The organism is Bradyrhizobium sp. WSM1417 (assembly GCF_000515415.1).
Lineage (GTDB): Bacteria > Pseudomonadota > Alphaproteobacteria > Rhizobiales > Xanthobacteraceae > Bradyrhizobium.
On record NZ_KI911783.1, the window covers coordinates 4,642,713 to 4,669,712 of the forward strand.

The 27,000-nt window shown below is 63.8% G+C and carries 26 protein-coding genes; 14 read left to right on the forward strand and 12 right to left on the reverse strand.

The genetic code is table 11. The annotated features are described in order from the left end of the window. The first annotated feature begins 47 nt into the window (after positions 1-47). Together BRA1417_RS0122275 and BRA1417_RS0122280 are read left to right on the forward strand one after the other, a co-directional pair. The gene (locus tag BRA1417_RS0122275) at positions 48-458 is read left to right on the forward strand and encodes an iron-sulfur cluster assembly accessory protein (RefSeq protein WP_081747958.1); all 411 of its coding nucleotides are present in this window, start codon (positions 48-50) and stop codon (positions 456-458) included. 135 nt (positions 459-593) lie between these two features. Next, complete coding sequence (locus BRA1417_RS0122280) at positions 594-1,049, forward strand: TfoX/Sxy family protein (RefSeq protein ID WP_027517722.1); 456 nt, start codon at positions 594-596, stop codon at positions 1,047-1,049. 3 nt (positions 1,050-1,052) lie between these two features. Here BRA1417_RS0122280 and fabA read toward each other — a convergent pair whose 3' ends face one another. The 4 genes from fabA to BRA1417_RS0122300 form a co-directional block, all read right to left on the reverse strand. Continuing rightward, the gene (gene fabA / locus BRA1417_RS0122285) at positions 1,053-1,583 is read right to left on the reverse strand and encodes a bifunctional 3-hydroxydecanoyl-ACP dehydratase/trans-2-decenoyl-ACP isomerase (RefSeq protein WP_027517723.1); all 531 of its coding nucleotides are present in this window, start codon (positions 1,581-1,583) and stop codon (positions 1,053-1,055) included. Between the two features lie 108 nt (positions 1,584-1,691). Then, the gene (locus BRA1417_RS0122290; protein WP_027517724.1) at positions 1,692-2,759 is read right to left on the reverse strand and encodes a GGDEF domain-containing protein; all 1,068 of its coding nucleotides are present in this window, start codon (positions 2,757-2,759) and stop codon (positions 1,692-1,694) included. Between the two features lie 166 nt (positions 2,760-2,925). Beyond that, positions 2,926-4,512: a DEAD/DEAH box helicase gene (locus tag BRA1417_RS0122295; RefSeq protein WP_027517725.1), complete on the reverse strand. Its 1,587-nt coding sequence runs from the start codon at positions 4,510-4,512 to the stop codon at positions 2,926-2,928. A gap of 298 nt (positions 4,513-4,810) precedes the next feature. Further along, the gene (locus tag BRA1417_RS0122300; RefSeq protein WP_027517726.1) at positions 4,811-5,776 is read right to left on the reverse strand and encodes an AraC family transcriptional regulator; all 966 of its coding nucleotides are present in this window, start codon (positions 5,774-5,776) and stop codon (positions 4,811-4,813) included. A 210-nt stretch (positions 5,777-5,986) separates the two neighbouring features. Here BRA1417_RS0122300 and BRA1417_RS0122305 point away from each other — a divergent pair, with 210 nt between their 5' ends. Then, a complete protein-coding gene (locus BRA1417_RS0122305) occupies positions 5,987-7,501 on the forward strand; it encodes a caspase family protein (protein WP_027517727.1) in 1,515 nt (504 codons plus the stop codon). Positions 7,502-7,573: 72 nt separating this feature from the next. Here BRA1417_RS0122305 and BRA1417_RS46040 read toward each other — a convergent pair whose 3' ends face one another. Next, on the reverse strand, positions 7,574-7,708 hold the full coding sequence (locus BRA1417_RS46040; RefSeq protein ID WP_256379190.1) for a hypothetical protein: 135 nt from the start codon (positions 7,706-7,708) through the stop codon (positions 7,574-7,576). A gap of 118 nt (positions 7,709-7,826) precedes the next feature. On the opposite strand from BRA1417_RS46040, the gene BRA1417_RS0122315 reads away from it, so the two are divergent. Then, positions 7,827-9,083, forward strand: a complete 1,257-nt coding sequence (locus BRA1417_RS0122315) for an FAD-dependent oxidoreductase (RefSeq protein WP_084462275.1) — start codon at positions 7,827-7,829, stop codon at positions 9,081-9,083. Positions 9,084-9,262: 179 nt separating this feature from the next. Further along, on the forward strand, positions 9,263-10,030 hold the full coding sequence (locus BRA1417_RS0122320; protein ID WP_027517729.1) for an outer membrane protein: 768 nt from the start codon (positions 9,263-9,265) through the stop codon (positions 10,028-10,030). Between the two features lie 109 nt (positions 10,031-10,139). Here BRA1417_RS0122320 and BRA1417_RS0122325 read toward each other — a convergent pair whose 3' ends face one another. The 4 genes from BRA1417_RS0122325 to parE form a co-directional block, all read right to left on the reverse strand. Then, on the reverse strand, positions 10,140-10,910 hold the full coding sequence (locus tag BRA1417_RS0122325) for an SDR family NAD(P)-dependent oxidoreductase (protein ID WP_027517730.1): 771 nt from the start codon (positions 10,908-10,910) through the stop codon (positions 10,140-10,142). Between the two features lie 21 nt (positions 10,911-10,931). After that, a complete protein-coding gene (locus BRA1417_RS0122330; RefSeq protein ID WP_007591540.1) occupies positions 10,932-11,117 on the reverse strand; it encodes a hypothetical protein in 186 nt (61 codons plus the stop codon). A gap of 311 nt (positions 11,118-11,428) precedes the next feature. After that, positions 11,429-12,211, reverse strand: coding sequence for an outer membrane protein (locus BRA1417_RS0122335; protein ID WP_027517731.1), 783 nt, complete (start codon positions 12,209-12,211; stop codon positions 11,429-11,431). 466 nt (positions 12,212-12,677) lie between these two features. Beyond that, entirely contained in the window at positions 12,678-14,720 is a 2,043-nt protein-coding gene (gene parE / locus BRA1417_RS0122340) for a DNA topoisomerase IV subunit B (protein ID WP_027517732.1), read from the reverse strand. A gap of 273 nt (positions 14,721-14,993) precedes the next feature. On the opposite strand from parE, the gene BRA1417_RS0122345 reads away from it, so the two are divergent. The 5 genes from BRA1417_RS0122345 (at position 14,994) to BRA1417_RS0122365 (ending at position 19,145) form a co-directional block, all read left to right on the forward strand. Beyond that, entirely contained in the window at positions 14,994-15,524 is a 531-nt protein-coding gene (locus tag BRA1417_RS0122345; RefSeq protein WP_027517733.1) for a DedA family protein, read from the forward strand. A 224-nt stretch (positions 15,525-15,748) separates the two neighbouring features. Further along, positions 15,749-16,417, forward strand: a complete 669-nt coding sequence (locus tag BRA1417_RS0122350; protein ID WP_027517734.1) for an FMN-binding negative transcriptional regulator — start codon at positions 15,749-15,751, stop codon at positions 16,415-16,417. Then, positions 16,414-17,397: an N-acetyl-gamma-glutamyl-phosphate reductase gene (gene argC, locus BRA1417_RS0122355; RefSeq protein WP_027517735.1), complete on the forward strand. Its 984-nt coding sequence runs from the start codon at positions 16,414-16,416 to the stop codon at positions 17,395-17,397. The genes BRA1417_RS0122350 and argC (BRA1417_RS0122355) overlap by 4 nt, the downstream gene beginning before the upstream one ends. Before the next feature lie 99 nt (positions 17,398-17,496). Continuing rightward, complete coding sequence (argC, locus tag BRA1417_RS0122360) at positions 17,497-18,543, forward strand: N-acetyl-gamma-glutamyl-phosphate reductase (protein WP_027517736.1); 1,047 nt, start codon at positions 17,497-17,499, stop codon at positions 18,541-18,543. A gap of 14 nt (positions 18,544-18,557) precedes the next feature. After that, complete coding sequence (locus tag BRA1417_RS0122365; protein ID WP_027517737.1) at positions 18,558-19,145, forward strand: bifunctional 2-polyprenyl-6-hydroxyphenol methylase/3-demethylubiquinol 3-O-methyltransferase UbiG; 588 nt, start codon at positions 18,558-18,560, stop codon at positions 19,143-19,145. A 195-nt stretch (positions 19,146-19,340) separates the two neighbouring features. Here the strand turns inward: BRA1417_RS0122365 and BRA1417_RS0122370 are convergent, their stop codons facing one another. From BRA1417_RS0122370 to BRA1417_RS0122380, 3 genes are all read right to left on the reverse strand, one after another. Beyond that, a complete protein-coding gene (locus BRA1417_RS0122370) occupies positions 19,341-20,108 on the reverse strand; it encodes an outer membrane protein (RefSeq protein WP_027517738.1) in 768 nt (255 codons plus the stop codon). Positions 20,109-20,291: 183 nt separating this feature from the next. Beyond that, positions 20,292-20,690 carry an MAPEG family protein gene (locus BRA1417_RS0122375; RefSeq protein WP_027517739.1) on the reverse strand — a complete coding sequence of 133 codons (399 nt, stop codon included), beginning with the start codon at positions 20,688-20,690 and terminating at the stop codon, positions 20,292-20,294. A 65-nt stretch (positions 20,691-20,755) separates the two neighbouring features. Beyond that, entirely contained in the window at positions 20,756-22,564 is a 1,809-nt protein-coding gene (locus BRA1417_RS0122380; protein WP_027517740.1) for an alpha/beta hydrolase, read from the reverse strand. Positions 22,565-22,818: 254 nt separating this feature from the next. Here BRA1417_RS0122380 and BRA1417_RS0122385 point away from each other — a divergent pair, with 254 nt between their 5' ends. The 4 genes from BRA1417_RS0122385 to glpX all read left to right on the forward strand — a co-directional run bounded on the left by BRA1417_RS0122385 (position 22,819) and on the right by glpX (position 26,976). Next, complete coding sequence (locus tag BRA1417_RS0122385) at positions 22,819-23,094, forward strand: hypothetical protein (RefSeq protein WP_027517741.1); 276 nt, start codon at positions 22,819-22,821, stop codon at positions 23,092-23,094. 216 nt (positions 23,095-23,310) lie between these two features. Next, positions 23,311-24,531, forward strand: a complete 1,221-nt coding sequence (locus tag BRA1417_RS0122390; RefSeq protein ID WP_018454429.1) for an LL-diaminopimelate aminotransferase — start codon at positions 23,311-23,313, stop codon at positions 24,529-24,531. A gap of 29 nt (positions 24,532-24,560) precedes the next feature. Then, complete coding sequence (locus tag BRA1417_RS0122395) at positions 24,561-25,877, forward strand: homoserine dehydrogenase (protein WP_027517742.1); 1,317 nt, start codon at positions 24,561-24,563, stop codon at positions 25,875-25,877. A gap of 97 nt (positions 25,878-25,974) precedes the next feature. Further along, complete coding sequence (gene glpX / locus BRA1417_RS0122400) at positions 25,975-26,976, forward strand: class II fructose-bisphosphatase (protein ID WP_007609885.1); 1,002 nt, start codon at positions 25,975-25,977, stop codon at positions 26,974-26,976. The last annotated feature ends 24 nt before the right edge of the window (positions 26,977-27,000 follow it).

Sequence of the window (27,000 nt, forward strand, 5' to 3'; positions counted from 1 at the left end):
TAGATCTTCGGCATTGAATTCGCTCGGCAACGGACCACATCACTGACATGACACAGATATCGTCGGGCTCGACACCAGCATCCACTCCGAAGCCGCGGCGGCCGCGCCCGCAGGTGATGCGGCTGACGGACGCTGCCGCCCAGCGCATCAACGAGCTGACCCAGCGGGCCGATTCCGAGATCGTCGGCCTGCGCGTCGGCGTCAAGAACGGCGGCTGTGCCGGTCAGTCCTATACGGTGGAATACGCCCATGATGTTCGTCCGACCGACGAGGTCGTCGAGGACAAGGGCGTCAAGATCCTGGTCGATCCGAAGGCCGTGCTGTTCCTGCTCGGCACCGAGATGGACTACAAGGCCGACAAGATGCAGGCCCAGTTCGTCTTCAACAACCCCAACCAGATCTCCGCCTGCGGCTGCGGCGAATCGGTCGAGCTGCGCCCGGCGCAGATCGACGGGTAGTTTTTCGGTCATTGCGAGGAGCACTTGCGACGAAGCAATCCAGACTGTCTCTGCGGCGACAATCTGGATTGCTTCGCTTCGCTCGAAATGACGGCGGTGGTATGAAGGCTGGCCTGCTCGCCCGAGAAGCCTGCCATGGACCGCGAATTCCTGATCGACTTGTTCGCCGATTTCGGCCCCGTCGCCATCCGAAAAATGTTTTCCGGCTACGGCATCTCCGCCGACGGCATCAATTTCGCGCTGGCGTTGCGCGCCGGCCTGTTTTTGCGCGCCGACGAGGTGACCATCCCGGATTTTGAAGCGGAAGGCTCGAAGCCGTTTCAATACGCGACCCGCGCCAAGACCGTGGTGGTGAACTCCTACTGGGAGCTGCCCGCGCGCCTGTTCGACGATTCCGCGGAACTCGCGCAATGGGCGAGGGCGGCGCTCGCCGCCGCCCAGCGCGCCAAGCTGAAGAAGCGGCCCAAGGTCAAGGAGACGCCGAAGAAGGCGGTCAAGAAGCCAACGAACAAGGTCGCCAAGCCTGCGAAAGCGGCGAAGAAAGTCGGCAAGAAGAGCCCGGCCCGCAAGCGCGCCACGCGAAGGGCTTGAGGTTCAATCCACGGCCTTGGTCAGACCAACCCGCATGTCCTTGGCAGTGAAGACGCAGGTGCCGTCGGCAAGCACGCGACCGTCGGCAATTCCGAGCACCAGCTTGCCGCGCCGGACCATCCGCATGGCGACCTCGTAGCGCACGCGTTGCGCGTTCGGTGTGACCTCGCCTGTGCACGCGACTTCGCCGACGCCGATGGCGCGGCCCTTGCCCGGAGAGCCCGACCAGCCCAGCCAGTATCCGACCATCTGCCACATGGCATCCAGCCCCAGAGACGCCGGCATCGTGGCATCGCCGCGAAAGTGGCAACCGAAGAACCAATGGCCGGGCGTGACGTCGAGCTCGCCGACGATATGGCCCTTGCCGAACTCGCCGCCGTCCAGGCTGATCTCCGTGATGCGATCCATCATCAGCATCGGCGGTGCCGGCAATTGCGCGTTGCCCGGGCCGAAATAGCCGCCCTCGCTCGATCTCAGCAGGTCGTCCCTGGTGTAGGACGGTTGCGGCGTGTGAAAATCATGCGGGTTGGGCAAGACGATAAGTCCTCCGGATGCGCGCAGTCGGACGCCTCAAGACAGCGAGGGAGATGTCGTTCGTCAGGCCAGAATGTCAAGCGCAGGTGGCGGTGCGCGGGTTCGGCGTCACGCCACCCGGTTGTGCGTCTCGACCGCGAATTCCGGATCGGCCTCGCAGATCACGCGGTTGCGGCCGTTGCGTTTGGCGGCGTACAGGCAGGCATCCGCGCGTTCGATCAGCGCGTCGGTGTCGTCGCCCTGCTTCAGCATGGAGACGCCGACGGAGATGGTGACGCGGCCGAGGATTTCGCCGGTGGACTTCTTTTTCAATTCCTTCGCCATCACCGCGCGGCGGATGTGATCGGCCACCGTGAGGGCCTGGCGCAGCGCGGTGTTGGGCAGCACGACCGCGAATTCCTCGCCGCCATAGCGCGCGGTGATGTCCTGGCCCTTGATGGTCTGCTTCAGCGACAGGCCGACCAGCCGCAGCACCTGGTCGCCGGTGAGATGGCCGTAGGAATCGTTGAACGACTTGAAATGATCGATGTCGACCAGCAGCAGCGACAGCGGCTCGCCGGAGGTGAGCGCGCCTTGCACGGCCATGTCGATCATGCGATCGAAATATTTACGGTTGCCGAGCCCCGTCAGCGGATCGGTCAGGCTCTCGGCGCGGATCGCCTCCAGGCTCTGCTGGAGGTTGCTGATCTCGCTCTTCGACAGCGTCAGCCGGTCTTCCAGCGCCTTGTTGGTCTCGCGCATCTCGCTGGTCGAATGCAGCAGGGTCTCGACGATCGACTTGATCTGCTCGCGGCTCTCGGCCGATGAGAGCTTTTCGGTCGCGGCCGACAGGCTGGCATCGTAGGAGCCGGTCATCCCGAGCGCGTCGCCGAGGACCTTCATCACGTCGTCGATCTCGCCGATGACGCGCGCGCCGACCTTGTCGATGCGGTCGGTGGTCTTGATGTGGGAGAGGTAGGTCTCGTAGATCTGATCGAGATCGGCTTCGGTCAGCTTGCCGCTCCGCGCCAGCGTCTCGTTGATGATCTTGTTGAGCGGGGCGTTGTAGCCGGTGGCGTAGACGAACCAGATCTCGTAATTGCGGGGAATTGCGGTCTGCCGTAGCGATCGGATTTGACCGAGCGCTACCTCGGCGAACGCCATCGTGCGTTCGTGTTCGTCGAGCACCTTGACCACGGAACATACCCCACAGCGATCGGCGTGCCGTCGACCGCAGCAATACTTAAATTATGTTCGTAGGCTAACGGACGATCGTGAACGCCCCGTAAATATACGTCCACGAATACGTCCAGAAAAGTGCGCGCCAGCTCTATTTCAACCAAAGCCGGCCGCACATCGGGCTTCAGGCGCCGGCTGGGGAGCGAACCGGACGCAGAAGAAAGGCCGGCAGATGCGAGTGGTCGCCCGGCTCGCTGTCGGCCTCGCGTTGGCGGCGCGGCTCGGGACGGCCGATCGACGGCACATGCGACGGATTGGCCTGCTGGCGCGCACCGTCACGCGGCTCGGATGATGGCTTGGCTTCGCGCGGAGGCCTGGCTTCACGCGGAGGCCTGGCATCACGCGAAGATCTGGCTTCACGTGGAGGCCTTGCCTCGCGCGCGGGCCTTGCTTCGGAAGCGGGCCTTGCCTCGGGAGTGGACCGTGCTTCGGCTGAAGGCTGTGCCTCGCCACGTGCTTCGCTCGGCCCCTGGCTGCGCTCACGATCGCGACCGCGTTGCGGCTTGCCGCGACCGCCGCGTGAACGTTCACGGCCGCGCTGCTCGCGCGGACGCTCGCTCGCATCGGAAGCATCGGTGCGGACTTCGAAATCGCCTTCGGCGCGCGGAATGCTCTGGCCGATCAGCTTCTCGATCGCCACCATCGACTTCTGGTCGGGCGGCGTGACGAGCGAGATCGCCATGCCGGACCGGCCTGCGCGACCGGTGCGGCCGACGCGGTGGACATAGTCGTCGGGATGGTGGGGAACGTCGAAATTGAAGACGTGGCTGACCTCGGGGATGTCGAGGCCGCGGGCGGCGACGTCGGATGCGACCAGCAGCGGCAGCTCGCCCTTGCGGAACTGCTCGAGCGCCGCCGTGCGGGCCGACTGATCCATGTCGCCGTGCAGCGCGCCGACGCTGAAGCCGTGCTTTTGCAGCGATTTGTGAACGACGGCGACATCGCGCTTGCGATTGCAGAAGATGATCGCGTTCTGGAGATCCTTGGCCTCGCGGAGCAGTCGGCGAAGCAGCTCGCGCTTCTCGTGCGCCTCGCGCCCGGCCGGGACCTGACACTGCGTAACGGTGACAGCGGTGGTGGCGGGCTTCGATACCTCGATCTTCTGCGGATTGTGCAGGAAGGTTTCGGTGATGCGCCGGATCTCCGGCGGCATGGTCGCGGTGAAGAACAGGGTCTGCCGCGTGAACGGGACGAGCTTGCAGACGCGCTCGATGTCGGGAATGAAGCCCATGTCCAGCATGCGGTCGGCTTCGTCGATGACGAGCAGCTCGACGCCGGTGAGCAGCAGGCCGCCGCGCTCCGTGTGGTCGAGCAGGCGGCCGGGAGTGGCGATCAGCACATCGACACCGCGCGTCAGCTTGGCATCCTGGTCGCCGAAGGAAACGCCGCCGATTAGGAGGGCGACGTTGAGTTTCTGGCCCACGCCGTAACGGTCGAAGTTTTCCTTGACCTGCGCCGCGAGTTCGCGGGTCGGCTCAAGGATCAGGGTGCGCGGCATGCGCGCCCGGGCGCGGCCCTTTTCGAGAATGGTGAGCATCGGCAGCACGAAGGCCGCAGTCTTGCCGGTGCCGGTCTGGGCGATGCCGAGCACGTCCTTGCGAGCGAGGACGTGAGGGATCGCCTGTTCCTGAATGGGGGTGGGGGTGGTGTAACCGGTGGCCGCCACTGCGGCGAGGACTTTTTCGGATAGTCCGAGATGGGTAAAAGACATTGAGCCTCTGGTCGAAACCGCCGTTCGGAATCGAGGGTAATAAGGCTGTCGCGTTCCACCCCAAAACGGCGCGCTCTCAAAGAAGCTGGGGGTGCTGACTCACGCGAACAAAGCGCCAAGCTCAGGAATCGCTCTTCGATACCGAGCCGCGTCGACCCGGAACATAGGCGGGAATCGGCCAAAGTCAATGGAGCAGCCGCGGGAAGGCCCTAAAAAACCTGAGGTTTTCGCTCAAATAGCGGGCGAGGCGGCAGTTTTTCCCCCAATCCAGCGGACGGCGGAGCTGCCCAACCGTCGGCTAACGCCCTTCCGGACCCTGGGCGCGGAAGTCGCCGGGTGCCATCCCGTAGGCGGCGTTGAAGACCCGGTAATAGGTCGCGAGGCTGTCGAAACCGCAGGCGGTCGCGATGTCGGCGATCAACCGGTCCGGGGCTTCGCGCATCAGGCGGCGGCTCCGGTTCAGGCGTTCCTCCGTCACGGTTTGCGAAAAACTCTTGGCTGCGCTTTCGAACAGCATGTGCAGGTGACGGACCGACACGCCGAGAAGGTCGGCCACCATCGTTGGCGCCATATCCGGGTCTTGCAGGTGACGCGCGATGAGGCGTCGCGCCTGCGAGAGCCGGGCGATCCGCAGCGCGGCCTGCCCGAGGCGGCTGCCGGGCCGCAGGATGCCGCGCTCGATCAGCGCCAGATGGGCTAAAGCCTGGACGAGGGGGGCGGTATCGGCGGCGCCGTCATCACCCGCGGCAACCGTACCGAGATCGGCAAAGCAGGCGTCGAGCAGGGGCGCCAGGTTGGGATCATCGAACGTCCGGGGCGCAAGCTCGCGCACGCGCTTGTCCTGCGTGGAGAGGCCGCTCACGGGAATCTTCAGGATCCGCAGGTGGAAGCCTCCCGCGCCCAGCGGCGCGGCGCGATAGGGCTGGTCGGTATGGCTGGTGGCGAAGCTGCCATTTGCGATCGTGAAGTCGCCGCCGCGCATGCCGCCGAACCAGGCGCCGCTGCCGAGCTGCTGATAGACGCAGAGGCTGTCGCCCGGCGCGTCAGCGATGTCGGTCATGCTGCGCTCGACCCCGTAATGGGAGGCCTTCAACTCGACCAGGCCGGCTCCGCCAAGCTGGCCCAGCGAGAATTCGCCGAAGAAATCCGCGCGCCGCTCGCGCTCGAGTTCGACGGTGACGCCGAACAGGCCCTTGGCGCGCACCTCGCGCCAAAAGTCGAAGCGGTCGTGCGGCTCGACCTCGTCGGTGCACCAGCGATACACGGCGTCCCCTCGCTTCCAGCGGAATTGCCCACAAGAATTGACCGAGAAAAAGCAAATTCCGGTGGCATCTACCATAGGCTAGACGACAGACCTGAGTCCTCAGGGCTGTTGAACCAGCGATGTGGCTGGGCCGACTATCACATCAACGACGCGGTTCCCATGAACCGCTGTTCGAAGGAACCGGCGTGGGCCGTTCTTGAGGGATTTTCGATGACGCGTTGGCTTTTCAGAGTACTGGCGGCGCTTGGCCTCGCGGCCGGCCTCAGCGGTTTCGCGCTTCCCGCCTGTGCCGAGAAGCGCGTTGCGCTCGTCGTCGGCAACAACGACTACAGGAACGTTCCGAAGCTGCTCAAGGCGGTCAACGACGCCCGCACCATGGGCGATACGCTGAAGCAGCTCGGCTTCTCGGTGATGCTCGCCGAAAACCAGAGCCGGCAGCAATTTTCGGAGACGCTGCTCGCGTTCGATCGGACGATCGAGCCCGGCGACACCGCGTTCTTCTTCTATGCCGGCCACGGCTTCGAAATCGCAGGCCAGAACTATCTGCTGCCGACGGACGTGCCGGCGGCGACGGAAGGGCAGGAAGAGCTGGTGCGTGACGCCTCCATCCTGGCCGATCGCATCGTCGAGCGTCTCCAGAACAAAAAGGCGCGAACCTCGATCCTGGTGTTCGACGCCTGCCGCAACAACCCGTTCGAGCGCAAAGGTACCCGTGCCGTCTCCGGTGGCGGCGGGCTTGCCCCGATGGTGCAGCTGCCCGAAGGCGTGTTCTCGGTCTTCTCGGCCGGTCCGCGCCAGACCGCGCTCGACCGCCTCTCCAACGACGATGCCAATCCCAATTCGGTGTTCACGCGCACCTTCGCCAAGGAGCTGCTCCAGCCCGGCGAGAACCTGGTGCAGGTGGCGCAGCGTACGCGCCGTCTCGTCAGTGAGATGGCCGATACCGTCAAGCACAGGCAAGTGCCGGTCTATTTCGATCAGATGGTCGACGACGTCTTCCTCAGCGGCATCGCCAAGGATGCCGCCGCGCGCCCGGCCGATCCGCCGGCGCAGAAGCTCGCGGCGCTGCCGCCAGTGTCGGTGCCGCGCGTGCCGAAGGACGAGACCACCAACGCGCCGATCGCGAGCTTCTCGCGCCACAATGGCGGCTGGAGCGTGGTGTTCTCCTTTGCCGATCCGACCCTCGGCGTTTCCTGGCGCATGGCCGGCAATGGCGATTTCCGCGAAACCGGCTTCATCGATACGCTCGACCCGCGCACGCGCAAGAGGATGCCGAACCCGTCGATCGAATTGCCGCCGGACGCGCAGGCCGGCACCATCGAGGTCCGCTATGTCGACCAGTCCGGTGACATGCAGGGCCCGTTCCCGATCAGGTTCGATCCCGAAGCCGCGCTGATCCGCGACCAGCGCAAGATCCTCGACATGACCGCGACGAGCTGGCTGTCGTTCCGCGAGTTCAACGGGCTGCTGGTCTACTACACGCACCTCGTGTCCTACCGCTGCGCCATCCGCGAGGTGCGCATCGGCATCGACACCGCCGTTCCGAACCAGGTGTTGAAGATGCCGGGCTGCGACATGCGCGATCCCAGCGCGATCAGCGCCGGCATGCCGCTCTACATGAAGCTCGCGCCGGCAACGCAGTTCATCTCGGTGGAGCTGACCTATCGCGACGGCAGCGTGTCGGAGATCAAGAGCTTCCGCAGCGCGAACCGCAGCAACAATTGATGGGGCGGCCGAAGGCGTCGCGCGCGCTTCTTGTTACCCGCGGCGCTTCCTGATGAAGCTCTTGAGCTTCTCCTACTCCTCGTACGGATAGCCGTTCCGTTCGATGCGCACCGGCGCAAGCGGCGGCCTGCGCGGTGCGATCATGATCAAGACGAAAAGCACGTTGATCAGGATCCAGACGCCGAGCAGTATGAGGATTGTCTGCACTGCAATTTCCTGAATGAGTCGGAATTGGCGTAAAGGCTAACGGCCATTCACAACCGCGGCAAATGAATCTTGCTTGCTGCACTGCACAGAACCTTGACCCCAAAATGAGAACCCGGCCGTGAAACCCGATACGTCGCAGAATCTCCAGGGCGCCTGGCTGAAAGTGCGGTGTTGCATTGTCGGCGGCGGACCGGCGGGCATGATGCTCGGCTATCTTCTGGGGCGCGCCGGCATCGATGTCGTGGTGCTGGAGAAGCATGCGGATTTCTTCCGCGACTTCCGCGGCGACACCGTGCATCCCTCGACGCTCCAGGTGATGGACGAGCTCGGCCTGATCGACGGATTCCTGAAGTTGCCGCATCAGCGCTTGCAGAAGATGGACGGCCTGTTCGGCGGTACCCCCGTTCGCATCGCCGATCTCAGCCGCCTCCGCACCAAGTACCCCTTCATCGCCTTCATGCCGCAATGGGATTTCCTGAATTTCCTGCGCGAGGCCGGCCAGCGCTTCGCCTCCCTGAAGGTGATGATGAACACGGAAGCCGTCGATCTGATCCGCCGAGGCGAGACCATCGCCGGCGTGCGGGCGAATACGCCGGACGGCATCGTGGACATCGAAGCCGATCTCACCATCGCCTGTGATGGCCGGCATTCGACCGTGCGCCAGCGTTCCGGCCTCCAGGTCGAGGAGATCGGCGCGCCAATGGACGTGGTGTGGTTCCGCGTCGGCCGCAAGGCGAACGAGACCGAGAACGTGTTCGCGCGCGTCGAGCCCGGCAAGATGATGATCACCTTCGACCGCGGCGACTACTGGCAATGCGCCTATGTCATCGCCAAGGGACAATACGACGCGGTGAAGGCGAGGGGATTGCAGGCGCTGCTCGACGACGTCGTTCGCATGGCGCCGATCCTGAAGAGCGGCATTGCCGATGTGAAGAGCTTCGACGACGTCAAGCTGCTCACCGTCGCGATAAACCGTCTGAAGCGCTGGACGCAGCCAGGCCTGCTTCTCATCGGCGACGCCGCCCATGCGATGTCGCCGGTCGGCGGCGTCGGCGTCAATCTCGCCGTGCAGGATGCGGTCGCGACCGCAAATTTGCTGGCGGACAAGCTGCAAAACGGCTGTCCGTCGGAGCACGAGCTCGATGCCGTGCGCCGTCGCCGGGAATTCCCGGTGAAGATGACGCAGCGAATGCAGATGATCGTGCAGAACAACATCATCAGCGGCGCCTTGCAGGGCGGCGACCGGCCGCTGAAAGTGCCGCTGATCGTGCGTCTCATCACTGCGCTGCCGTGGCTCCAGGGCATTCCGGCTCGCCTGCTCGCGCTTGGTGTCCGGCCCGAGCACGTGCAGTCGAAGGCTGCGCCGGCACGGTAGCGCAAGGACCCGGTAGGGATAACGCGGCGTTAAATCGCGCTCAGCGCGTTGCCTGCGTACAACAGTTCAGATGGATTGAAAGCGCGCTGCTTGCCAATCCGGCGTCTTAACTGTCTTGATTCAAATTTGAGTAAGAACTGCGTGTGAGCGTGCACCCATCAAAGGACACGGGGTGTACCATGCGTAACAAGTTGATTGCCGCCTTCGCCTGCACGACCGCTCTGGTTTCGACCGGCGCCGCTTCCGCCGCCGATCTCGGTGCGCGTTACACGAAGGCGCCCGCCTATGCGGAGCCGCTGTTCAACTGGACCGGCTTCTATGTCGGCGGCCACATCGGCGGCGCATGGACCAACGAGCAGTTCATCAACAACGGGACCGGCGCGCCATTCGGCGATCTGACCCCGGGGCAGGGCTACCGTCAGCGCAACTCCGGCATCCTGGGCGGCGCCCAGATCGGCTACAATTGGCAGGCCAACAACTACGTGTTCGGTATGGAAGGCACGATCTCGGGCCTCGACAACAAGGGCTCGTTCTTGAACACCGCGTTCGGCGCGGGTGACGACGTGTTCTCCTGGCGCGCCAATGTGCTTGCCACCGTGGTCGGTCGCGCGGGCTTCGCCGTGCAGAACAACCTGTTCTACATCAAGGGCGGCTATGCCGGCGTGAACAACCGTCTGTCGGTCACCGATACAGTTGGCGTGGCCACCGGTTCCGGCGGTCAGACCCATTGGGCCAACGGCTGGACCGTCGGCGCCGGCTGGGAATACGGCATCACCCGCAACTGGATCGTCGGCCTCGAATACAACTACGCAGCCTTCGCTAGCCAGACCTATCAACTTGGCGGCACCTCGGGCAATTACAGCTTCGATGCCAAGCCGCGCGATCTCCAATGGGCCGTCGTACGCGCCAGCTACAAGTTCGACGCGCCGGTCATCGCTCGCTACTGAGTGGGTCAACGAACGACCAAGCAGCCATAAAAGACGATCACTGCCCAAATTTAAAAGCCCCGGCATTGTCCGGGGCTTCTTTTTTGTGTGTAGGTTTCTGGCGTATGGCTTACGCCATCACCGAGAACCCGCCGTCGACGGGGATCGCGGTGCCGGTGACGAAGTTGGAGGCGGACGAGGCAAGGAACACGGTGATGCCGGCGAAGTCGTCGATGTCGCCCCACCGCCCCGCCGGCGTGCGTGCCAGCACCCGCTCGTGCAATCCCGATACCTGCTGCCGCGCACCGCGGGTCAGGTCGGTGTCGATCCAGCCGGGAAGGATGGCATTGACCTGGATGTTGTCGGGCGCCCACGCATTGGCGCAGGCGCGCGTGTACTGAACGATGCCGCCCTTGCTCGCCGCATAGGCCGTTGCGAAGCTCGCGCCGAAGATCGACATCATCGAGCCGATGTTGATCACTTTGCCGTTGCCGGAAGCCTTCAGCGCCGGATAGGCCAGCTTCGAGCATAGGAAGGCGCTGGTGAGGTTGGTGTTGATCACCGTATTCCACTCGTCGAGCTCGAGCTCGTGCGGCGGCTTGCGGATGCTCATGCCGGCATTGTTGATGAGGATGTCGATGCGGCCGAGATCCCGGACGACACGCTCGATCATCGCGGCGATGGCCGCCTTGTCGGTGACGTCGGTGGCAACACTGATCGCCTTTACACCGCGTTGACTGAGGTCGGCGACGGCGGCGGCAGATTTGGTTTGGTTGCGTCCGACCACGGCGATGTTTGCGCCGGCATCGGCAAGGCCGCGGGCCATGCCGAGCCCGATGCCACCATTGCCGCCCGTGACGATCGCGACCTTGCCGCGGAGATCGAACCGACTGGATGTCATGCTGCTATTCCCTGGTTTCTTCTATTGGTTGCTCTGCCAGATCAGCACCAGCCCGAAGCCGGCCATGGCTGCGCCATAGCCGGCCCATTGCAACTGGTTGACCATGAAGCTCGATCGCGGCCACGCGACGGTGCCCGTGCCCTGTCCGATCCAGAGCAGCCCGACGGCAAGGGCAAACAGGCCTGCTACAAGCAGAAATCTGCGCATGCATTCCTCCCCATTGGTCCGCTTCTGTCGTGCCGCAGCATGACGATTGCCGCGGCCCGAAAACTTGCCGGGAGACTAGCCGTAGCCGTGGTTGGGATACAATGGCTGCTGATGCAGGCCGCAGGGAGGATGCATGTCCATATGCGAGATCGGCGGACGGCGTCGCCGCCACAGCGCGCGTAGACCTTGTGGCGAGAGTGCGAACATTCCATTGCTAAAAGGCGGCATCCGCCGCTGAAGCACCGTACAACGAAAAAGCCCCGGCGATGCCGGGGCTTTGACGTCTGAGGATTAGGTCAGATCAGATCAGATCAATACTTCGCGACGACCGGACCGGTCCAGTTGAAGCGGTAGACCAGCGAGGTTGAAATCGTCTGGTTCCAGCTGTTGGCGCGGATGTCGCGGCCGACGAGGACGTTGCCAGCATCGAACAGTTCGTTCTGGGTCTTGGCGTTGTAGAAGGCCGAGCGATATTCGGTCTTCATGAACCAGCCGGGCGACTGGATGCCGAAGATGTTCAGGTTGTTCTCGACGCCGCCGCCGATGAACCAGCCATTGCGGTTGTAGCTGTTGAGATGGATACCGGCGGGCACGCCGGCCAGGGTCATGAAGTTGGTCTGGCCGAAGTGAGCGCCCGAGTAACCGCCGTTGACGTAGGAGAGAACGTTCGGAGCGACCAGCCAGCCGAGGCGGACACCAGCGGCCCAGGAATCTTCCAGCTTCTGGTTGCCAGTGATGCCAGCGATCGGATCCTGAATGGTAGCACGGATGCTGCCGAACTGACCGTCAGCGAACACGCCGGCGACCCAGGTGCCGCTGAACTGCCAGTCGTAGCCGAGACCGACGGTGCCGAACCAACCCGAGCCACCCTGGCGCTGATCGATCGTCAGGGGAACTGCGCCAACCGTGGTCTGCACGCGCTGGTCAGAGGCCGAGAGGCCGCCGCCGGCGCCGCCGAAGAGGTAGAAGCCGGTCCAGCTGGCGACGGGAGCAGCCATCGGGGCCTTCACGTAGGGACGGGCGCCAAGGTCAGCGGCCGAGGCCGAACCGGTCATCGCGGCAACCGCGGTCAGTGCGAGCAAAATCTTCTTCATCTTAAAATCCCCAAGCTTTGGTCTGTCTGGAAGGCGCGAGCGCACTGAAGTCCGAGTGATCTGATGTCCCGGACTATACCTGCTTCTCTCCGAAATGCTGTTGCAGAGCAGGCACAGTCGCCGGGAAACGCCGCACGGCAGGGATTCTGAGTGTCGTCGTTGAAATGTAAAATAAGTTAGTATTATCAATGCAGTACGGTGAATTTTGCGATTTGTATTTTGGTAACTTCTCGTTAGCGAATCCGGCTTTGTCCGAAACGGAGGCAATCCTGCATCAGCCCGGCTGGGTGAGTCGTTGGCCGAGTCGCGATGCGACGAGGCAGGGAATCATCGAAGCCGAGGCGGACCGTTGGCAGGATCAGCGGACGGATCGTCGGGAAATGGCGGTTGTCGTCCCCAAAAACAAAAGAGCCCCGGGCTTCATGCCGGGGCTCTTGATGGGATGCGACCGGGCAGCGCCTGCGGGTCAGACGTCCAGCAGGTCGTCATTGGCGAATTCGGCCTTGTCCGAGATGAACGCGAAGCGGGCTTCGGCCTTGGTGCCCATCAGGCGTTCCACCGAATCCGCCGTGGTGTCGCGGTCGTCGGCGAGCAGAACCACTTTCAGCATGGTCCGCTTGGCTGGATCCATGGTGGTTTCCTTGAGCTGCGCCGGCATCATTTCGCCGAGGCCTTTGAAGCGATTGACCTCGACCTTGGCGTTGGCGTTGAACTCGCTCTTGATCAGCGCTGCCTTGTGCGCGTCATCGCGGGCGTAGACCGACTTCGTGCCGTTGGTCAGCTTGTAGAGCGGCGGCACAGCGAGGAAGAGATGGCCTTCGTCGATCAGCCGCGGCATCTGCCGGTAGAAGAAGGTGATCAGCAGCGAAGCGATGTGGGCACCGTCGACATCGGCGTCGGTCATGATGATGATGCGCTGATAGCGCAGATCCTCTTCGCGATACTGCGCGAGCATCCCGCAGCCGATCGCCTGCACGAGGTCGGCGAGCTGGGTGTTCGCCGTCAGCTTGTCCTTGCCGGCGGACGCGACGTTGAGGATCTTGCCGCGCAGCGGCAGCACGGCCTGGGTCTTGCGGTCGCGCGCCTGCTTGGCGCTGCCGCCGGCCGAGTCTCCCTCGACGATGAAGAGTTCTGAGCCTTCCAGACCGGCATCGCTGCAATCGGCGAGCTTCCCCGGCAGGCGCAGCTTCTTGCCGGCGGTCTTGCGCGCGGTCTCCTTCTCTTGCCGGCGGCGCAGCCGCTCCTCGGCGCGGTCGACCACGAAGTCGAGCAGCCTGTTGGCTTGGTTCGGATTGCCCGACAGCCAGTGGTCGAACGGATCTTTCATCGCCTGTTCGACGATGCGCTGCGCTTCGGCGGTGGCGAGACGGTCCTTGGTCTGACCCTGAAATTCAGGTTCGCGCACGAACACCGAGAGCATCACGGCTGCACCCACCATGACGTCTTCAGACGTAATGGACGACGCGCGCTTGCCTTGACCGACGCGTTCGGCGTGGTCCTTGAGGCCGCGCAAAAGCGCGCTGCGCAGGCCGGATTCGTGCGTGCCGCCGTCGGGCGTCGGCACGGTGTTGGTGTAGGACGACAGGAAGCCGTCGGCGTCCGCGGTCCAGGCGACCGCCCATTCGCAGGCGCCATGCGCGCCGTTGCGGCCCGACTTGCCGGAGAAGATGTCGGGGTGCACCAGCGTGTCGGCATGGATCGCCGCCGCCAGATAATCCTTGAGGCCACCGGGAAAGTGGAACGTCGCTTCCGCCGGCACGTCGTCGACGCCCTTGAGCAGTTCGGGCGCACAATTCCAGCGGATCTCGACACCGCCGAACAGATACGCCTTCGAACGCGTCATCTTGAACAGGCGCTGCGGCTTGAACGCGGCCTTGGCACCGAAGATGTCGGTGTCCGGCTTGAAGCGCACGCGGGTTCCGCGGCGGTTGTTGATCTTGCCAAGATCCTCGAGCTTGCCCTTCGGGTGGCCGCGCTCGAACGTCATGCGGTAGAGTTTCTGGCTGCGCGCGACCTCGACCTCGAGCAGCGAGGAGAGGGCGTTCACCACGGAGATGCCGACACCGTGCAGGCCGCCCGAGGTCTCGTAGACCTTGGAGTCGAACTTGCCGCCCGAGTGCAGCGTGCACATGATGACTTCGAGCGCCGACTTCTTCGGGAATTTTGGATGCGGATCGATCGGGATGCCGCGGCCGTTGTCTGTGACGGTCAAAAAGCCGTCCGCGCTCAACTCGACTCCGATGAAGGTCGCATGCCCCGCGAGCGCCTCGTCCATCGAGTTGTCGATGACTTCGGCAAAGAGATGATGCAGCGCCTTCTCGTCGGTGCCGCCGATATACATGCCGGGCCGGCGGCGCACCGGTTCCAGACCTTCGAGGACCTCGATGTCGGCTGCGGTGTAGTCGGCCTCGGCGCCGCCTGCGCGCGGAGCTGCCTTGCCGGGACGAGGCTTCGGCTCGTCGCCGCCGAAAAAATCGTCTTTTGCTTTGGGTTTCAACTGCTTGGACATATATCTTTATGCGTTTTGAGGGCCGCAGGAGCGGCGAATCGGTTGGGCCGACTATGCCACTTCTCGCCTGGAAAGGTTATCGCAGGGCGGGCCGGGCGGTGTGGTTGGGAGCCAATCCCGGCGATTTTACGCCGCAGCCCCATCAATTCCCCGCAATGTGACGGTCCGGTCCAGCCTGGAGCGGACTTTGTGACTTGATGTCACACAAGTCCTTGGCTTACCAGTCCTTTTCATCGAGCAGCACCTTCGGGCAGGGCGGAAAGGCTATTTTGAATGGAGCAGTTTGCGCACGCGCTGGCCGATTTCGTGCGCGCTCACCAGACGTGGGCAGCTCCCATCGTGTTCATGCTCGCTTTCGGGGAGTCGCTTGCCTTCATCTCGCTGCTGATCCCGGCCTGGGGCGCGCTGGTCGCGATCGGCGCGCTCATCGGCGCGAGTGGCATCAGCTTCTATCCGGTCTGGATCGCCGGCGGCATCGGCGCGGCGCTGGGCGACTGGGTCTCCTACTGGTTCGGCTACCGCTACAAGGAGAAGGTCGCGCAGATGTGGCCGCTCTCGCGCTATCCGGAACTCCTGCCCAGGGGCGAGGCCTTCGTGCGCAGCTGGGGCGTGCCGAGCATCTTCATCGGCCGCTTCTTCGGCCCGTTGCGTGCCTCCGTGCCGCTCGCAGCCGGCATTTTCGAGATGCCCTATTGGAGCTTCCAGGCTGCCAATTTCGTCTCGGCGCTGATCTGGTCGGCGGCGCTGCTGCTGTTCGGCGACGTGATCGCGAAGATCATGGAATGGATCTGGCGGGTGGTGTGACGTCCGAACCTTGACGCGAACCGCAACTGGCCCTATAGCCCCGCGCCATGATCAACGCCGCGACCATCCTGTTCGCCCGTCGCCGCCGCCGCTCTTTAGCGGTTTGGGCGGTCGATCGCGTTTGAGATCATCGTCTTTGCCGCTGGATCCGATCCGCGGCATTCTCTCTCCTGTCAGCGCGATCTGATCCGGCGGCCCCCAAGGAGGCCCAGCAGGAGACAACGATGTACACGCCCCCCTTTTTCAAGCAGGACCGCGCCGCGAGCCTGAAGTTCGCCGACACGCGCGGCTTCGGCACCATGTGCGCGTTCGACGGCCACAAGCCGATCGCCTCGCCGCTGCCGTTCTATCTGACCTATGCCACGGACGGCACGCCGCAGGCTGCCTTTCATGTCGCGCGTCACAATCCCCTGCTAAAGCTTGCCGACGGGACGAGCTCCTGGCTGCTCGCCGTCAACGGCCCCGATGCCTACGTGTCGCCGGACTGGTACGTCTCGCCGGATCAGGTGCCGACCTGGCTCTACCAGTCGGTCCATCTGACCGGGCCGGTGCGGTTGTTGTCGGAAAGTGAACTGGCCGTGCAAATCGATACGCTCAGCGACAAGTTCGAGAGCTGGCTGTTGCCGAAGAAGCCGTGGACGTCGGGCAAGATGACGGCGGGGCGGCTCGAGGCGTTGAAGAAGGGGATCGTGGGTCTGGTCATGACGGTTGAAGAAGTCGAAGGCAGCTTCAAGCTCAACCAGCACAAGTCCGACGCCGACTATACGGCGATCGCCAACGCGCTTGGCGCGCAAGCCCATGCCGACGCCAGGGAGATCGCGCAACTGATGCAGGACGTGAGGCCGGAGGCCTTCGCATCCGAAACCAACATGCTCGAAAGGAGCGCGCCATGAGCCTCACTGAAACGACGAAAGCATCGACCACTGGCGCCGCGAAGAAGCCCGCGACCGTCTTCGTCGACGGCGGCTCCGGCACCACCGGCCTCGGCATCAACGAGCGGCTGAAGCTGCAGAACGACGTGGTCGTGAAGACGATCGCCGACGACAAGCGCAAGGATCCCGCGGCCAAGAAAGCGCTGATGGAGGAGGTTGATCTCGTCATCCTCTGTCTGCCGGACGATGCTGCCAGGGAAACGGTTGCGCTCATCGACAGCATGGGGCCGTCGGGCCCAAAGGTGCTGGATGCCTCGACCGCGTACCGGGTCGCGCCCGATTGGGCCTATGGCTTTCCGGAACTGACGCCGGATCAGGCCGGCAAGATCAAGGCTGCGAAGAAGGTCTCCAATCCCGGCTGCTATCCGACCGGCGCGATCGCGCTGCTGCGACCGATCGTCGATGCCGGCCTGCTGCCTGCGGACTATCCCGTCGCCGTCAATGCGGTGAGCGGCTATTCCGGCGGCGGCAAGTCGATGATCGCGAGTTTCGAGGACGGCAGCGCGCCGTCGTTCGAACTCTACGGCCTCGGCTTCGAGCACAAGCATCTGCCGGAGATGCAGCTCTATTCGAACCTGACGCGGCGGCCGATCTTCATCCCGTCGGTCGGCAACTACCGGCAAGGCATGCTGGTGTCGGTGCCGCTCCAGCTCGACACGCTGCCGGGCAAACCGAGTGGTGCGAATCTTCAAGCCGCACTGACAAAGCGTTACGCCGGCTCAAAATACGTCTCGGCGATGCCGCTTCAGAACGAGGCGACCAAGGGCGGCCGGATCGAGCCGGAAGCGCTCAACGAGACCAACATGCTCGAGCTCTACGTCTTCGCCAGTGACAAACATCACCAGGCGGTGCTGGTCGCCCGGCTCGACAATCTCGGCAAGGGCGCCTCCGGCGCGGCCGTGCAGAACATGCGGCTGATGCTGGGCCTGGCCGAGGAGTAGCCGATGAGCGTTGCCCGCGAGACCAGTCCGGTGGACGAAGCGACGCCGCAACTTTCTACTCCGGCAAGACGATCCAGCGCCGCCTGAAAGGAACGTGTGATGAGTTCGAAGAAAATCGGCATCCTCGGTGCCTCCGGCTACACCGGCGCCGATGCGGTGCGTCTGCTGGCGCGGCATCCGAATGCGGAAATCACCGCACTCACCGCCAACACGCATGCCGGCAAGCCTATGAGCGAGGTGTTTCCGCATTTCTTCATGCTGGATTTGCCCCAACTCGTGGAATGGGAAAAGGTCGACTGGACCAAGCTCGACGCGGTGTTCTGCGGGCTGCCGCACGGCACCACGCAGCAGATCATCGCGGCCGTGCTGAAGGCCAACCCGAAGATCAAGGTCCTCGACATGTCCGCCGATTTCCGGCTGCGCAATAAGGAAACCTACGCGCAGTGGTACGGTCACGAACATCAGGCGCTCGAGTTGCAGGGCGAAGCCGTCTACGGCCTGACCGAATTCTATCGGGAGAAGATCACCGCGGCGCGGCTGGTCGCCTGTCCCGGCTGCTATCCGACGGCAGCGCTGTTGGCGCTGGTGCCGCTGGCGAAAGCAAAACTGATCGACGTCGACGACATCCTGATCGACGCCAAGTCAGGCGTCACCGGCGCCGGACGCGGCCTGAAGCAGAACACGCTGTTCAGCGAGGCGGGCGAGGGGATTTCGCCATATTCGGTCGGCACGCACCGGCATGCTCCGGAGATCGAACAAGAGATCGGCGTCGCGGCGGGCGCGAGCGTGACCGTCAATTTCACGCCGCATCTCATTCCGATGTCGCGGGGCGAACTCTGCACGTCCTACGTCAAGCTCAACGGCGCGACGCCGGACGATTTGCGGGCCGCCCTTGCGCGAGCCTACGCGAACGAGCCGTTCGTGCATGTCGTCAAGAAGGGCGTGCTGCCGCAGACTCAGAACGTACGCGGCTCGAACTATGCCCAGATCGGCGTCATCGCCGACCGGATCAAGAACCGCGCCATCGTGATTTCGGTGCTCGACAATCTGGTGAAGGGCTCGGCCGGTCAGGCGATCCAGAACATGAACCTGATGTTCGGATTCCCCGAGACCGCTGGACTGGAGCAGATCGCGCTGTTTCCCTGATCGGAGTGGTCGCCGTGGACGAAGGGACTCTGCAATTCTATCGGAGCAACGCCCGGTCCTATGCGGACTGGGCGAAGGCGCCTTCGACGCGGCTGCGAGGCTTTCTCGCTCTGCTGCCGGCCGGCGGCTCGATCCTCGAGCTCGGCTGTGGCGCCGGCAATCATTCGGCGGTGATGCTGGCCGAAGGTTTTTCGGTGCGCGCCACCGACGGTTCGCCTGAAATGGCCGAAATCGCGTCGCAGCGGCTCGGTCATGCCGTCGAGGCGATGCGGTTCGACCAGCTTGACGCGCACGAGGCCTATGACGGCGTCTGGGCTAGCGCCTGTCTCCTGCACGTGCCGCGCGACGAGCTCGCCGCCATCCTGGCGCGGATTCATCGTGCGCTCAGGCCCTCAGGCGTGTTCTATGCCAGCTACAAGATGGGCGAGGGCGACGGCCGGGACAGTCTCGGGCGCTATTACAATTATGCGTCGCCAGAATGGATCGAGGCGACCTACGCCAGCGCAGGCCCATGGCTCACGCTGTCGTCGGACAGGAACGTCATCCAGAGCTTTGACGAGACGCCGGCGAACATGCTGCATCTCGTCGTTCGCAAGGTCTAATCTAAAACAACGAGGCCTGATCTCAAACCACCTTGAAGATAGCGACGGCCATCACGGCCTGCGCGATGAAGCCGACGGTGAAGGCCACCGCCGCGGTCGAGGAGAACGTGTATGTCCGGGCCTCGGCCTCACCGAAGCGGCTTCGGCCGCGCAGGCGCGACCAGCCCGGGCATGACGACTGCGAGGGGCGCTTTCTCAGTACTTCGCGATGATCGGGCCGCCGAATTTGTAGTTGATGCGGGCGGTGATCAAATCGACGTCCTGGCCGATGCGGTCGGTGCGTGAGAACGTGCCGACCGGCGCCAGCGCGCCGTTGGAGGTGAGCGTGATGTCCTGACGGCCCATGAAGAGATGGTCGTATTCGAGGCCGACCGACCAGTTCGGGGCGAAGCCGTATTCGATGCCGATGCCGACCGTGCCGCCCCAGCGGGTATCGTCGGCACGATCGAACTCGGCTCCGGCCAGACCACCCGTTCCGATGCCCCGGTAGCGATCGCGGGTGACGGCGGCGCCGCCCTTCACGTAAAGCAGTGCGTTATTCCAGGCGTAGCCGACCTGGCCGGTGAACAGGCCGAAAGCATCGACACGGGTGCGGTTGGCGACGCCGGCCACGGTGCTGGCACTCCGGCCCGAGAGGTCCGCCCAGTCGCCCTGCGCTTCGAGGCCGAATACGAAGGCGCTGCTCTGCCAGCGATAACCAATTTGGCCGCCGGCGACAGCGCCCTTCGCGTCATTGCAGCCTTCCGCAACGCCGGGCGCGAAACCAACAGTCTGGTCCCAGCAATTGCGTGACGAGCCATAGCCGCCATTGGCGCCAATGTAGAAGCCGCTCCAATCATAGATGGCCGCGATCATCGGCGGCGCCTTGGTGTAGGGACGTGCGGCGAGATCGGCGGCACTGGCCTGGGTCGTGACGGCTGCGAGCGAGAGTCCGGCGAGCGCGGATGCAATCTTCCAATTCATATCTGCCCCGAATCATCAATGCGATGGCCAAATATACCTGTGGATGGCCGATCCTTCGTGGCAGCCGAAGGATGGCATCCCTGTTTTTGTCTCACTGTCATCCTTTGGCAACACCGGTGGCCGCGGCAGGCTTAACAGGATTTCACCCCTTTGTTGCAGGCGCTAAGCCCATCGGGGACGCGATCAAACCACCTTGAAGATCGCGACGGCCAGCACGGCCTGCGCGATGAAGCCCACGGTGAAGGCCACCGTGCGGAACACCGGGATCCCGAGCGCATAGACGATCAGATGCGCAACGCGCGACCAGAAATAGACGGCGCAAGCAAGCACCGTCCATTTCGAGGAGTAGTCGATCGCGTTCAGGATCAGCACCAGCGGCGCGAACAGCACGAGGTTCTCGACGGCGTTGTCATGCGCGAACATCAGGCGGTTCGCCCATTCCGATTGCGGCTTGTCGGTGCGCGAGGGATTGGCCATGGCGCCACCAAGACCGCGAATCTGGCAGCGGTTGATGGTGTAGGGAATCCAGAGGATTCCGGTCAGGACCACCGTCAGTGTCAGCCAGAACAATTCACGCGTCATAACCCGGTCCCCTCATCAACTTCTGCTGTAGGCATGGAGCTTATACGAAACCGCGGAAGATTCTGCTATGCGCGAACCCTGACATAGCTGCCGGGGGCGTCCTCGATCGGGGGAAACGCCTCGCTGCCGACCGTGCGGGCCGGGACTTCCTCGGGATCGAGTGCGCCCAGCCATTGCCGCCAGTCCGGCCACCACGAGCCCTTGTGCTCGACCGCGCCCTTCATCCACTCGGCGACGTTGGCGGACTTGACGTTGTCGTTGGTCCAGTACTGGTATTTGTTCGAGGCGGGCGGATTGACCACGCCGGCGATATGGCCCGAGCCGGACAGCACGTATTTCACCGGACCGCCGAAGAACTGGGAGCCGTACAACACCGATTCCGCCGGCGCGATATGGTCCTCGCGGGTTGCGAGATTGTAGATCGGCACCATGACCTTGGAGAGGTCGAGCAAGGTGTTGTCCAGCACCAACGTGCCGGTCGAGAGCCGGTTCTCAAGATAGCAATTGCGCAGATAGTACGAATGGTTCGACGCTGTCATGCGCGTCGCGTCGGAATTCCAGTGCAGCAGGTCGAACGCGCTCGGCTGCTGGCCCTTGAGGTAGTTGCTGACGACATAGGACCAGATCAAATCGTTGGAGCGCAGCATGTTGAAGGCCATCGCCATCTTCGAGCCTTCGAGCACGCCCGCCGCCTTCATGTCCTGCTCGAGCGATGCGATCTGCTCCTCGTCGACGAACACGAGCAAATCACCGGCATGGGTGAAGTCGACCTGTGCCGCGAAGAATGTCGCGGAGGCCACGCGCTGGCGGCGCTTCTCGGCGAGCCAGGCCAGCGTGGTCGCGAGCATGGTGCCGCCGACGCAATAGCCCGCGGTGTGCACCTTCATTTCGCCGGTGACCTTCTCGATCACGTCCATCGCCGTGAGCGGGCCTTCCTTCATGTAGTCTTCCCAGCTCTTGGCACCTAGCCGCTTGTCGGGATTGACCCATGAGATCACGAACACGGTAATGCCCTGATCGACGCACCACTTGATGTAGGATTTCTCCGGCTTGAGATCGAGGATGTAGAACTTGTTGATCCAGGGCGGGATGATCAGGAGCGGCGTGCGCAGCACGTTCTCCGTCGCCGGCGCATACTGGATCAGCTGCATCATCTCGTTCTGGTAGATCACCTTGCCCGGCGTCGTCGCCATGTTCACGCCGACGACGAGATTGTCAGGATCGGACTGACGGATCTTCAGCGTGCCCTTGCCGGCGGCGATGTCCTCGGCCAGCATCTTCAGCCCGCGCGCGAGATTTTCTCCGCTGCTGGCCACCGTCGCGCGCAGCACTTCCGGGTTGGTCAGCACGAAGTTGGAGGGCGATATCGCGTTGGTGAGCTGCTGGACGTAGAACTCGGCCTTGCGGCGGGTCTGCGGATCGAGTCCCTCGGCGTCGCGCACAAGCTCCTGCGCAAATTTGGTCGTGAGCAGGTAGAGCTGCATCATGAAATCGAAGAACTGGTTCGACTTCCATTCCGGATCGGCAAAGCGCTTGTCGCGCGGCGAGGGCGCGATCGCGGGCGGGGCGTCCTGACCGGCCATGCGGCGCGCCGCCGAGCCCCAGAGGTCGAGATAGTCCTTGGCGAGCTTGGTCTGGAGTGCGGAGGACCGCGACGTATCCGACAGCCAGTATTCGGCGACGGCAGTGAAGGTCTTGACGACCTCGGTAAGCTCGGCCGGCGGCCGATCCTGCACCTCGCCGCTCTCGCGCGGCTTCAGATACGCGGCGAGCGCCTTGCCGCCGCTCTCCATCGCCCGCGCGACATTCATCGCGAAGGCTTCCGCATCGAACTTCGTCTCGGGTTTGGGCGTATCGGTCGTGGCCATACTCATGAGCAGAACAGTAACGATTCATTCCGTATTCGTCACCGCGAAGCTCGCATGTTTGGCGTTAAACACTCTCGAAGATGTGTTGCAGTGCGACAAATCTTCTTGGTTCCGTCACAATCGAGCCGCACCGCTCGGCTTGGTGGTCCCGGGGTTGTTTTCTCGCTCGCACCATTTGGGCAGCAATGGTTTGAGCTTGGGCGCGGATCTGGGTAAGGTTGCCCGGGGCCGTGCTTTGGGACGGAGTGGGGATTTCCCTAGTGTTGGCGTTGAGGGACCTGCAAAAGTCGCGGCGGATCTGTGGCGCGTTGCTGATGGCGACGCTCGCCCTGGGCGGCTGCTCGAGCCAGCTTGCGGATATGACGCCTTCCGATGCGCAAGCCCATCCCAGGGAGGCCGGTAGCTATCTGCCGGTGCACGATCTGCCTCCGGATCGCGATCAGGCGGTCATGCCGCCGGACCAACGGGCCAAGATCGAGGCCGAACTTGCTGCCGCGCGCGACCGTCAGGCGGTTGCCACCAAGGATGCGAAATAGGGCGTTGCAAGGTAATCGCTGGCGCCTCCGCCTCGCCGTGCTAAAAGACCTTAGTTCAGCCGAGAGTCAGGGCGAACGACTTCAGTCAACATCGTCGATAATTGCTCTAAGTATTTGATCTTGAGTAATTTTCGCGAGGGATGCGGGCGCCTTTCCGCCTGGTCTTTTATGGCCTGTCGATTCTGTCCTGACCGGTTGCCCGGAGCCGAGAGAGCCATGGAAGAGTTTTACCGCATCCGCCGCCTTCCGCCTTACGTGTTCGAACAGGTCAACCGGGCCAAGGCAGCCGCGCGGAATGCCGGCGCCGACATCATCGACCTCGGCATGGGCAATCCGGACCTGCCGGCGCCGGCGCACGTGCTGGAGAAGCTGAAGGAGACGCTGGGCAAGCCGCGTACCGACCGCTACTCGGCCTCCCGCGGCATTCCCGGGCTGCGCCGGGCCCAGGCCGGCTACTACGCCCGCCGTTTCGGCGTGAAGCTCAATCCCGACACCCAGGTGGTGGCGACGCTCGGCTCCAAGGAGGGCTTTGCCAACGTGGCGCAGGCGATCACCGCGCCCGGCGACGTCATCCTTTGTCCCAATCCGAGCTACCCGATTCACGCCTTCGGCTTCTTGATGGCAGGCGGCGTGATCCGCTCGGTGCCCTCGGAGCCGACGCCGCAATTCTTCGAGGCGGTCGAGCGGGCGATCGTGCATTCGATCCCGAAGCCGCTGGCGCTCGTCGTCTGCTATCCTTCGAACCCGACCGCCTATGTCGCGAGCCTCGACTTCTACAAGGATCTGGTCGCGTTCGCGAAGAAGCACGAGATCCTGATCCTGTCCGATCTCGCTTATGCCGAGGTCTATTTCGACGAAAGCAACCCGCCGCCCTCGGTGCTCCAGGTGCCGGGTGCGATGGACGTCGCCGTCGAGTTCACCTCGATGTCGAAGACCTATTCGATGGCTGGCTGGCGCATGGGCTTCGCGGTCGGCAACGAGCGCGTGATTGCGGCACTCGGCCGCGTCAAATCCTATCTCGACTACGGTGCGTTCACGCCGATCCAGGTCGCAGCGACCGCCGCGCTGAACGGACCGGACGATTGCATCAAGGAGATGCGCGACACCTACCGCAAGCGGCGCGACGCGCTGGTGGAATCGTTTGGCCGTGCCGGCTGGGAGATCCCGCCGCCGGAAGCGTCGATGTTCGCCTGGGTACCACTGCCGGAAGCCTTCCGCAGCGTCGGCAGCATGCAGTTCGCGACCCTGATGGTGGAGAAATCCGGTGTCGCGGTCTCGCCCGGCGTTGGCTTTGGCGAGCATGGTGAAGGATATGTCCGTATCGCCATGGTGGAAAACGAGCAACGGATCAGGCAGGCCGCGCGCGGCGTGCGCCGCTTCCTTGAAAGCGGCATCGAAACGTTGCACAACGTCGTTCCGCTCGCCACTCGGCGTTAAGTTCTCTTCCGCAGGTTTTCCAAGGCATCATGGTTGCACCCCTGAAAGTGGGCATAGCGGGGCTCGGCACCGTGGGCGCCGAAGTTGTCCGTCTGATCGAAACGCAGGCGCGCGTGCTTGCCGGCCGCAGCGGCCGCGGCATCCGCGTCGTCGCCGTCACCGCGCGCTCGAAGGCCAAGAAGCGCGGCGTCGATCTGCGCGGCGTCGAGTGGGTCAAGGATCCGCTTGCCCTCGCCACGCATCCCGGCATCGACTGCTTCGTCGAGCTGATGGGTGGCTCCGGCGATCCCGCCCTGTCGGCGGTGGAAGCTGCGCTGAACGCCGGCAAGTCCGTTGTCACCGCCAACAAGGCGTTGCTAGCCAAGCACGGCCTCAAGCTGGCAAAGGCCGCCGAAAAGCACGGCGGCGCGCTGAATTTCGAGGCAGCTGTCGGCGCTGCGATCCCTGTCATCAAGACGTTACGCGAAGGTCTTGCCGGAACCGGCATCAACCGGGTCTACGGCATCCTCAACGGCACCTGCAATTACATCCTGACCCGGATGGAGCAGGAGGGCCTGTCCTTCGCCGAATGCCTGAAGGACGCGCAACGGCTCGGCTATGCCGAGGCCAATCCGTCATTCGACGTCGACGGCCACGATACCGCGCAAAAGCTCGCCATTCTCGCCAGCCTCGCTTTCGGCACGAAAGTTGCTCAAAGCGCCGTGTATGTCGAAGGTATCTCCTCCATCGCGCCGGAAGATCTCCGTGCCGCTGACGATCTCGGTTACCGGCTCAAGCTCCTCGGTGTCGCCGTTCGCACCGCCAAGGGCATCGAGCAGCGCGTGCATCCGACCATGGTTCCGAAATCCTCGTCGATCGCGCAGGTGATGGGTGTCACCAATGCGGTCACGATCGATGGCGAGGGCATCCCGCCGATCACGCTGGTCGGCCCCGGTGCCGGGGGAGCGGCGACCGCATCCGCCGTCGTCGCCGACATTGCCGACGTCGCGCGCGGCATTCGCGCCAATCCGTTTGGCCGGCCGATTTCGCAGCTGCGCGATACCAAGAAGGCACCGATGGAGCGCCACGAGGGCGGCTACTACATCCGCCTTCTGGCACGCGATTTCCCGGGCACCGCGGCTGCGATCGCGACGCGGCTTGCGGAGCAGAAGATTTCGATCGAGTCGATCGTGCAGCGCCATCCCAATGGCGGCGCTGCGCCGGCAGACGGCAAGGCGGTCCCGGTGCCCGTCATCCTCATCACCTATGCCACGCACGAGGACGCCGTGCGCCGCGCGCTCGCGGCCGTGCAGAAGGACAAGGTGATCAGCGGGCGGCCGCAGGTGATACGGATCGAGAAGAACTGAGCATGCTTAAGCAATGACACGGTTCGAACGAACTGTGGGTGTTACGAGTTGATGCGGCGGAGATGTCCGTCCAAAACTGTTTCGAAGGAGTGAGCCGATGTCGACCCATATTTCAGTCCCGCCGCAAGCATTGCTCGAGCGCATTCTCACGCTGGAGATCGTGCGTGTGACGGAGCGGGCGGCGGTGTCTTCGGCGCGTCTGCGCGGGCACGGCAACGAAAAGGCGGCCGATCAGGCCGCGGTGGACGCGATGCGGCGCGAGCTCAACAAGCTGCCGATCGAGGGCACCATCGTGATCGGCGAGGGCGAGCGCGACGAGGCGCCGATGCTCTTCATCGGCGAGAAGGTCGGCATGAACGCCGGCCCGCAAGTCGACATTGCGGTCGATCCGCTCGAAGGCACCACGCTGTGCGCCAAGAACATGCCGGGCTCGATTGCCACCATGGCGATGGCCGACGGCGGCACGCTGTTGCACGCCCCCGACGTCTACATGCAGAAGCTCGCGATCGGTCCCGGCTATGACAAGGGCGTCGTCGAGCTCGATGCGACGCCGGCCGAAAACGTCCGCCGCCTCGCCAAGGCCAAGGGCGTCAAGCCGGACGGCATCACCGTTCTCGTGCTCGACCGGCCGCGCCATGCCAGCATCATCGAGAGCGTGCGCTCGACCGGCGCCGCCGTGCGCCTCATCACCGACGGCGACGTCGCCGGCGTGATCCACTGCGCCGACCCCGACAATACCGGCGTCGACATGTATCTCGGCACCGGCGGCGCGCCCGAAGGCGTGCTCGCGGCCGTGGCGCTGCGCTGTATCGGCGGCCAGATGCAGTGTCGTCTCATCCTCGACTCCGACGAGAAGCGGGAGCGCGCCGCCAAGATGGGCGTCAACGATCCCAAGATGATCTACGGGATCGAGGACATGGCGCGCGGCGACTGCCTGTTCGCCGCCACCGGCGTCACCACGGGCTCGCTGCTGTCAGGCGTCAAATTCCGCAAGGACGGCGTGATCGAGACCGAGACGGTGGTGATGCGTTCCGTCACTGGCACCGTGCGCTACATCAAGGCCGAGCACCGCGAACTGGCGAAGTTCCATTTGGACTAGTCTCCGCGACGTCCGCGTGCGTTC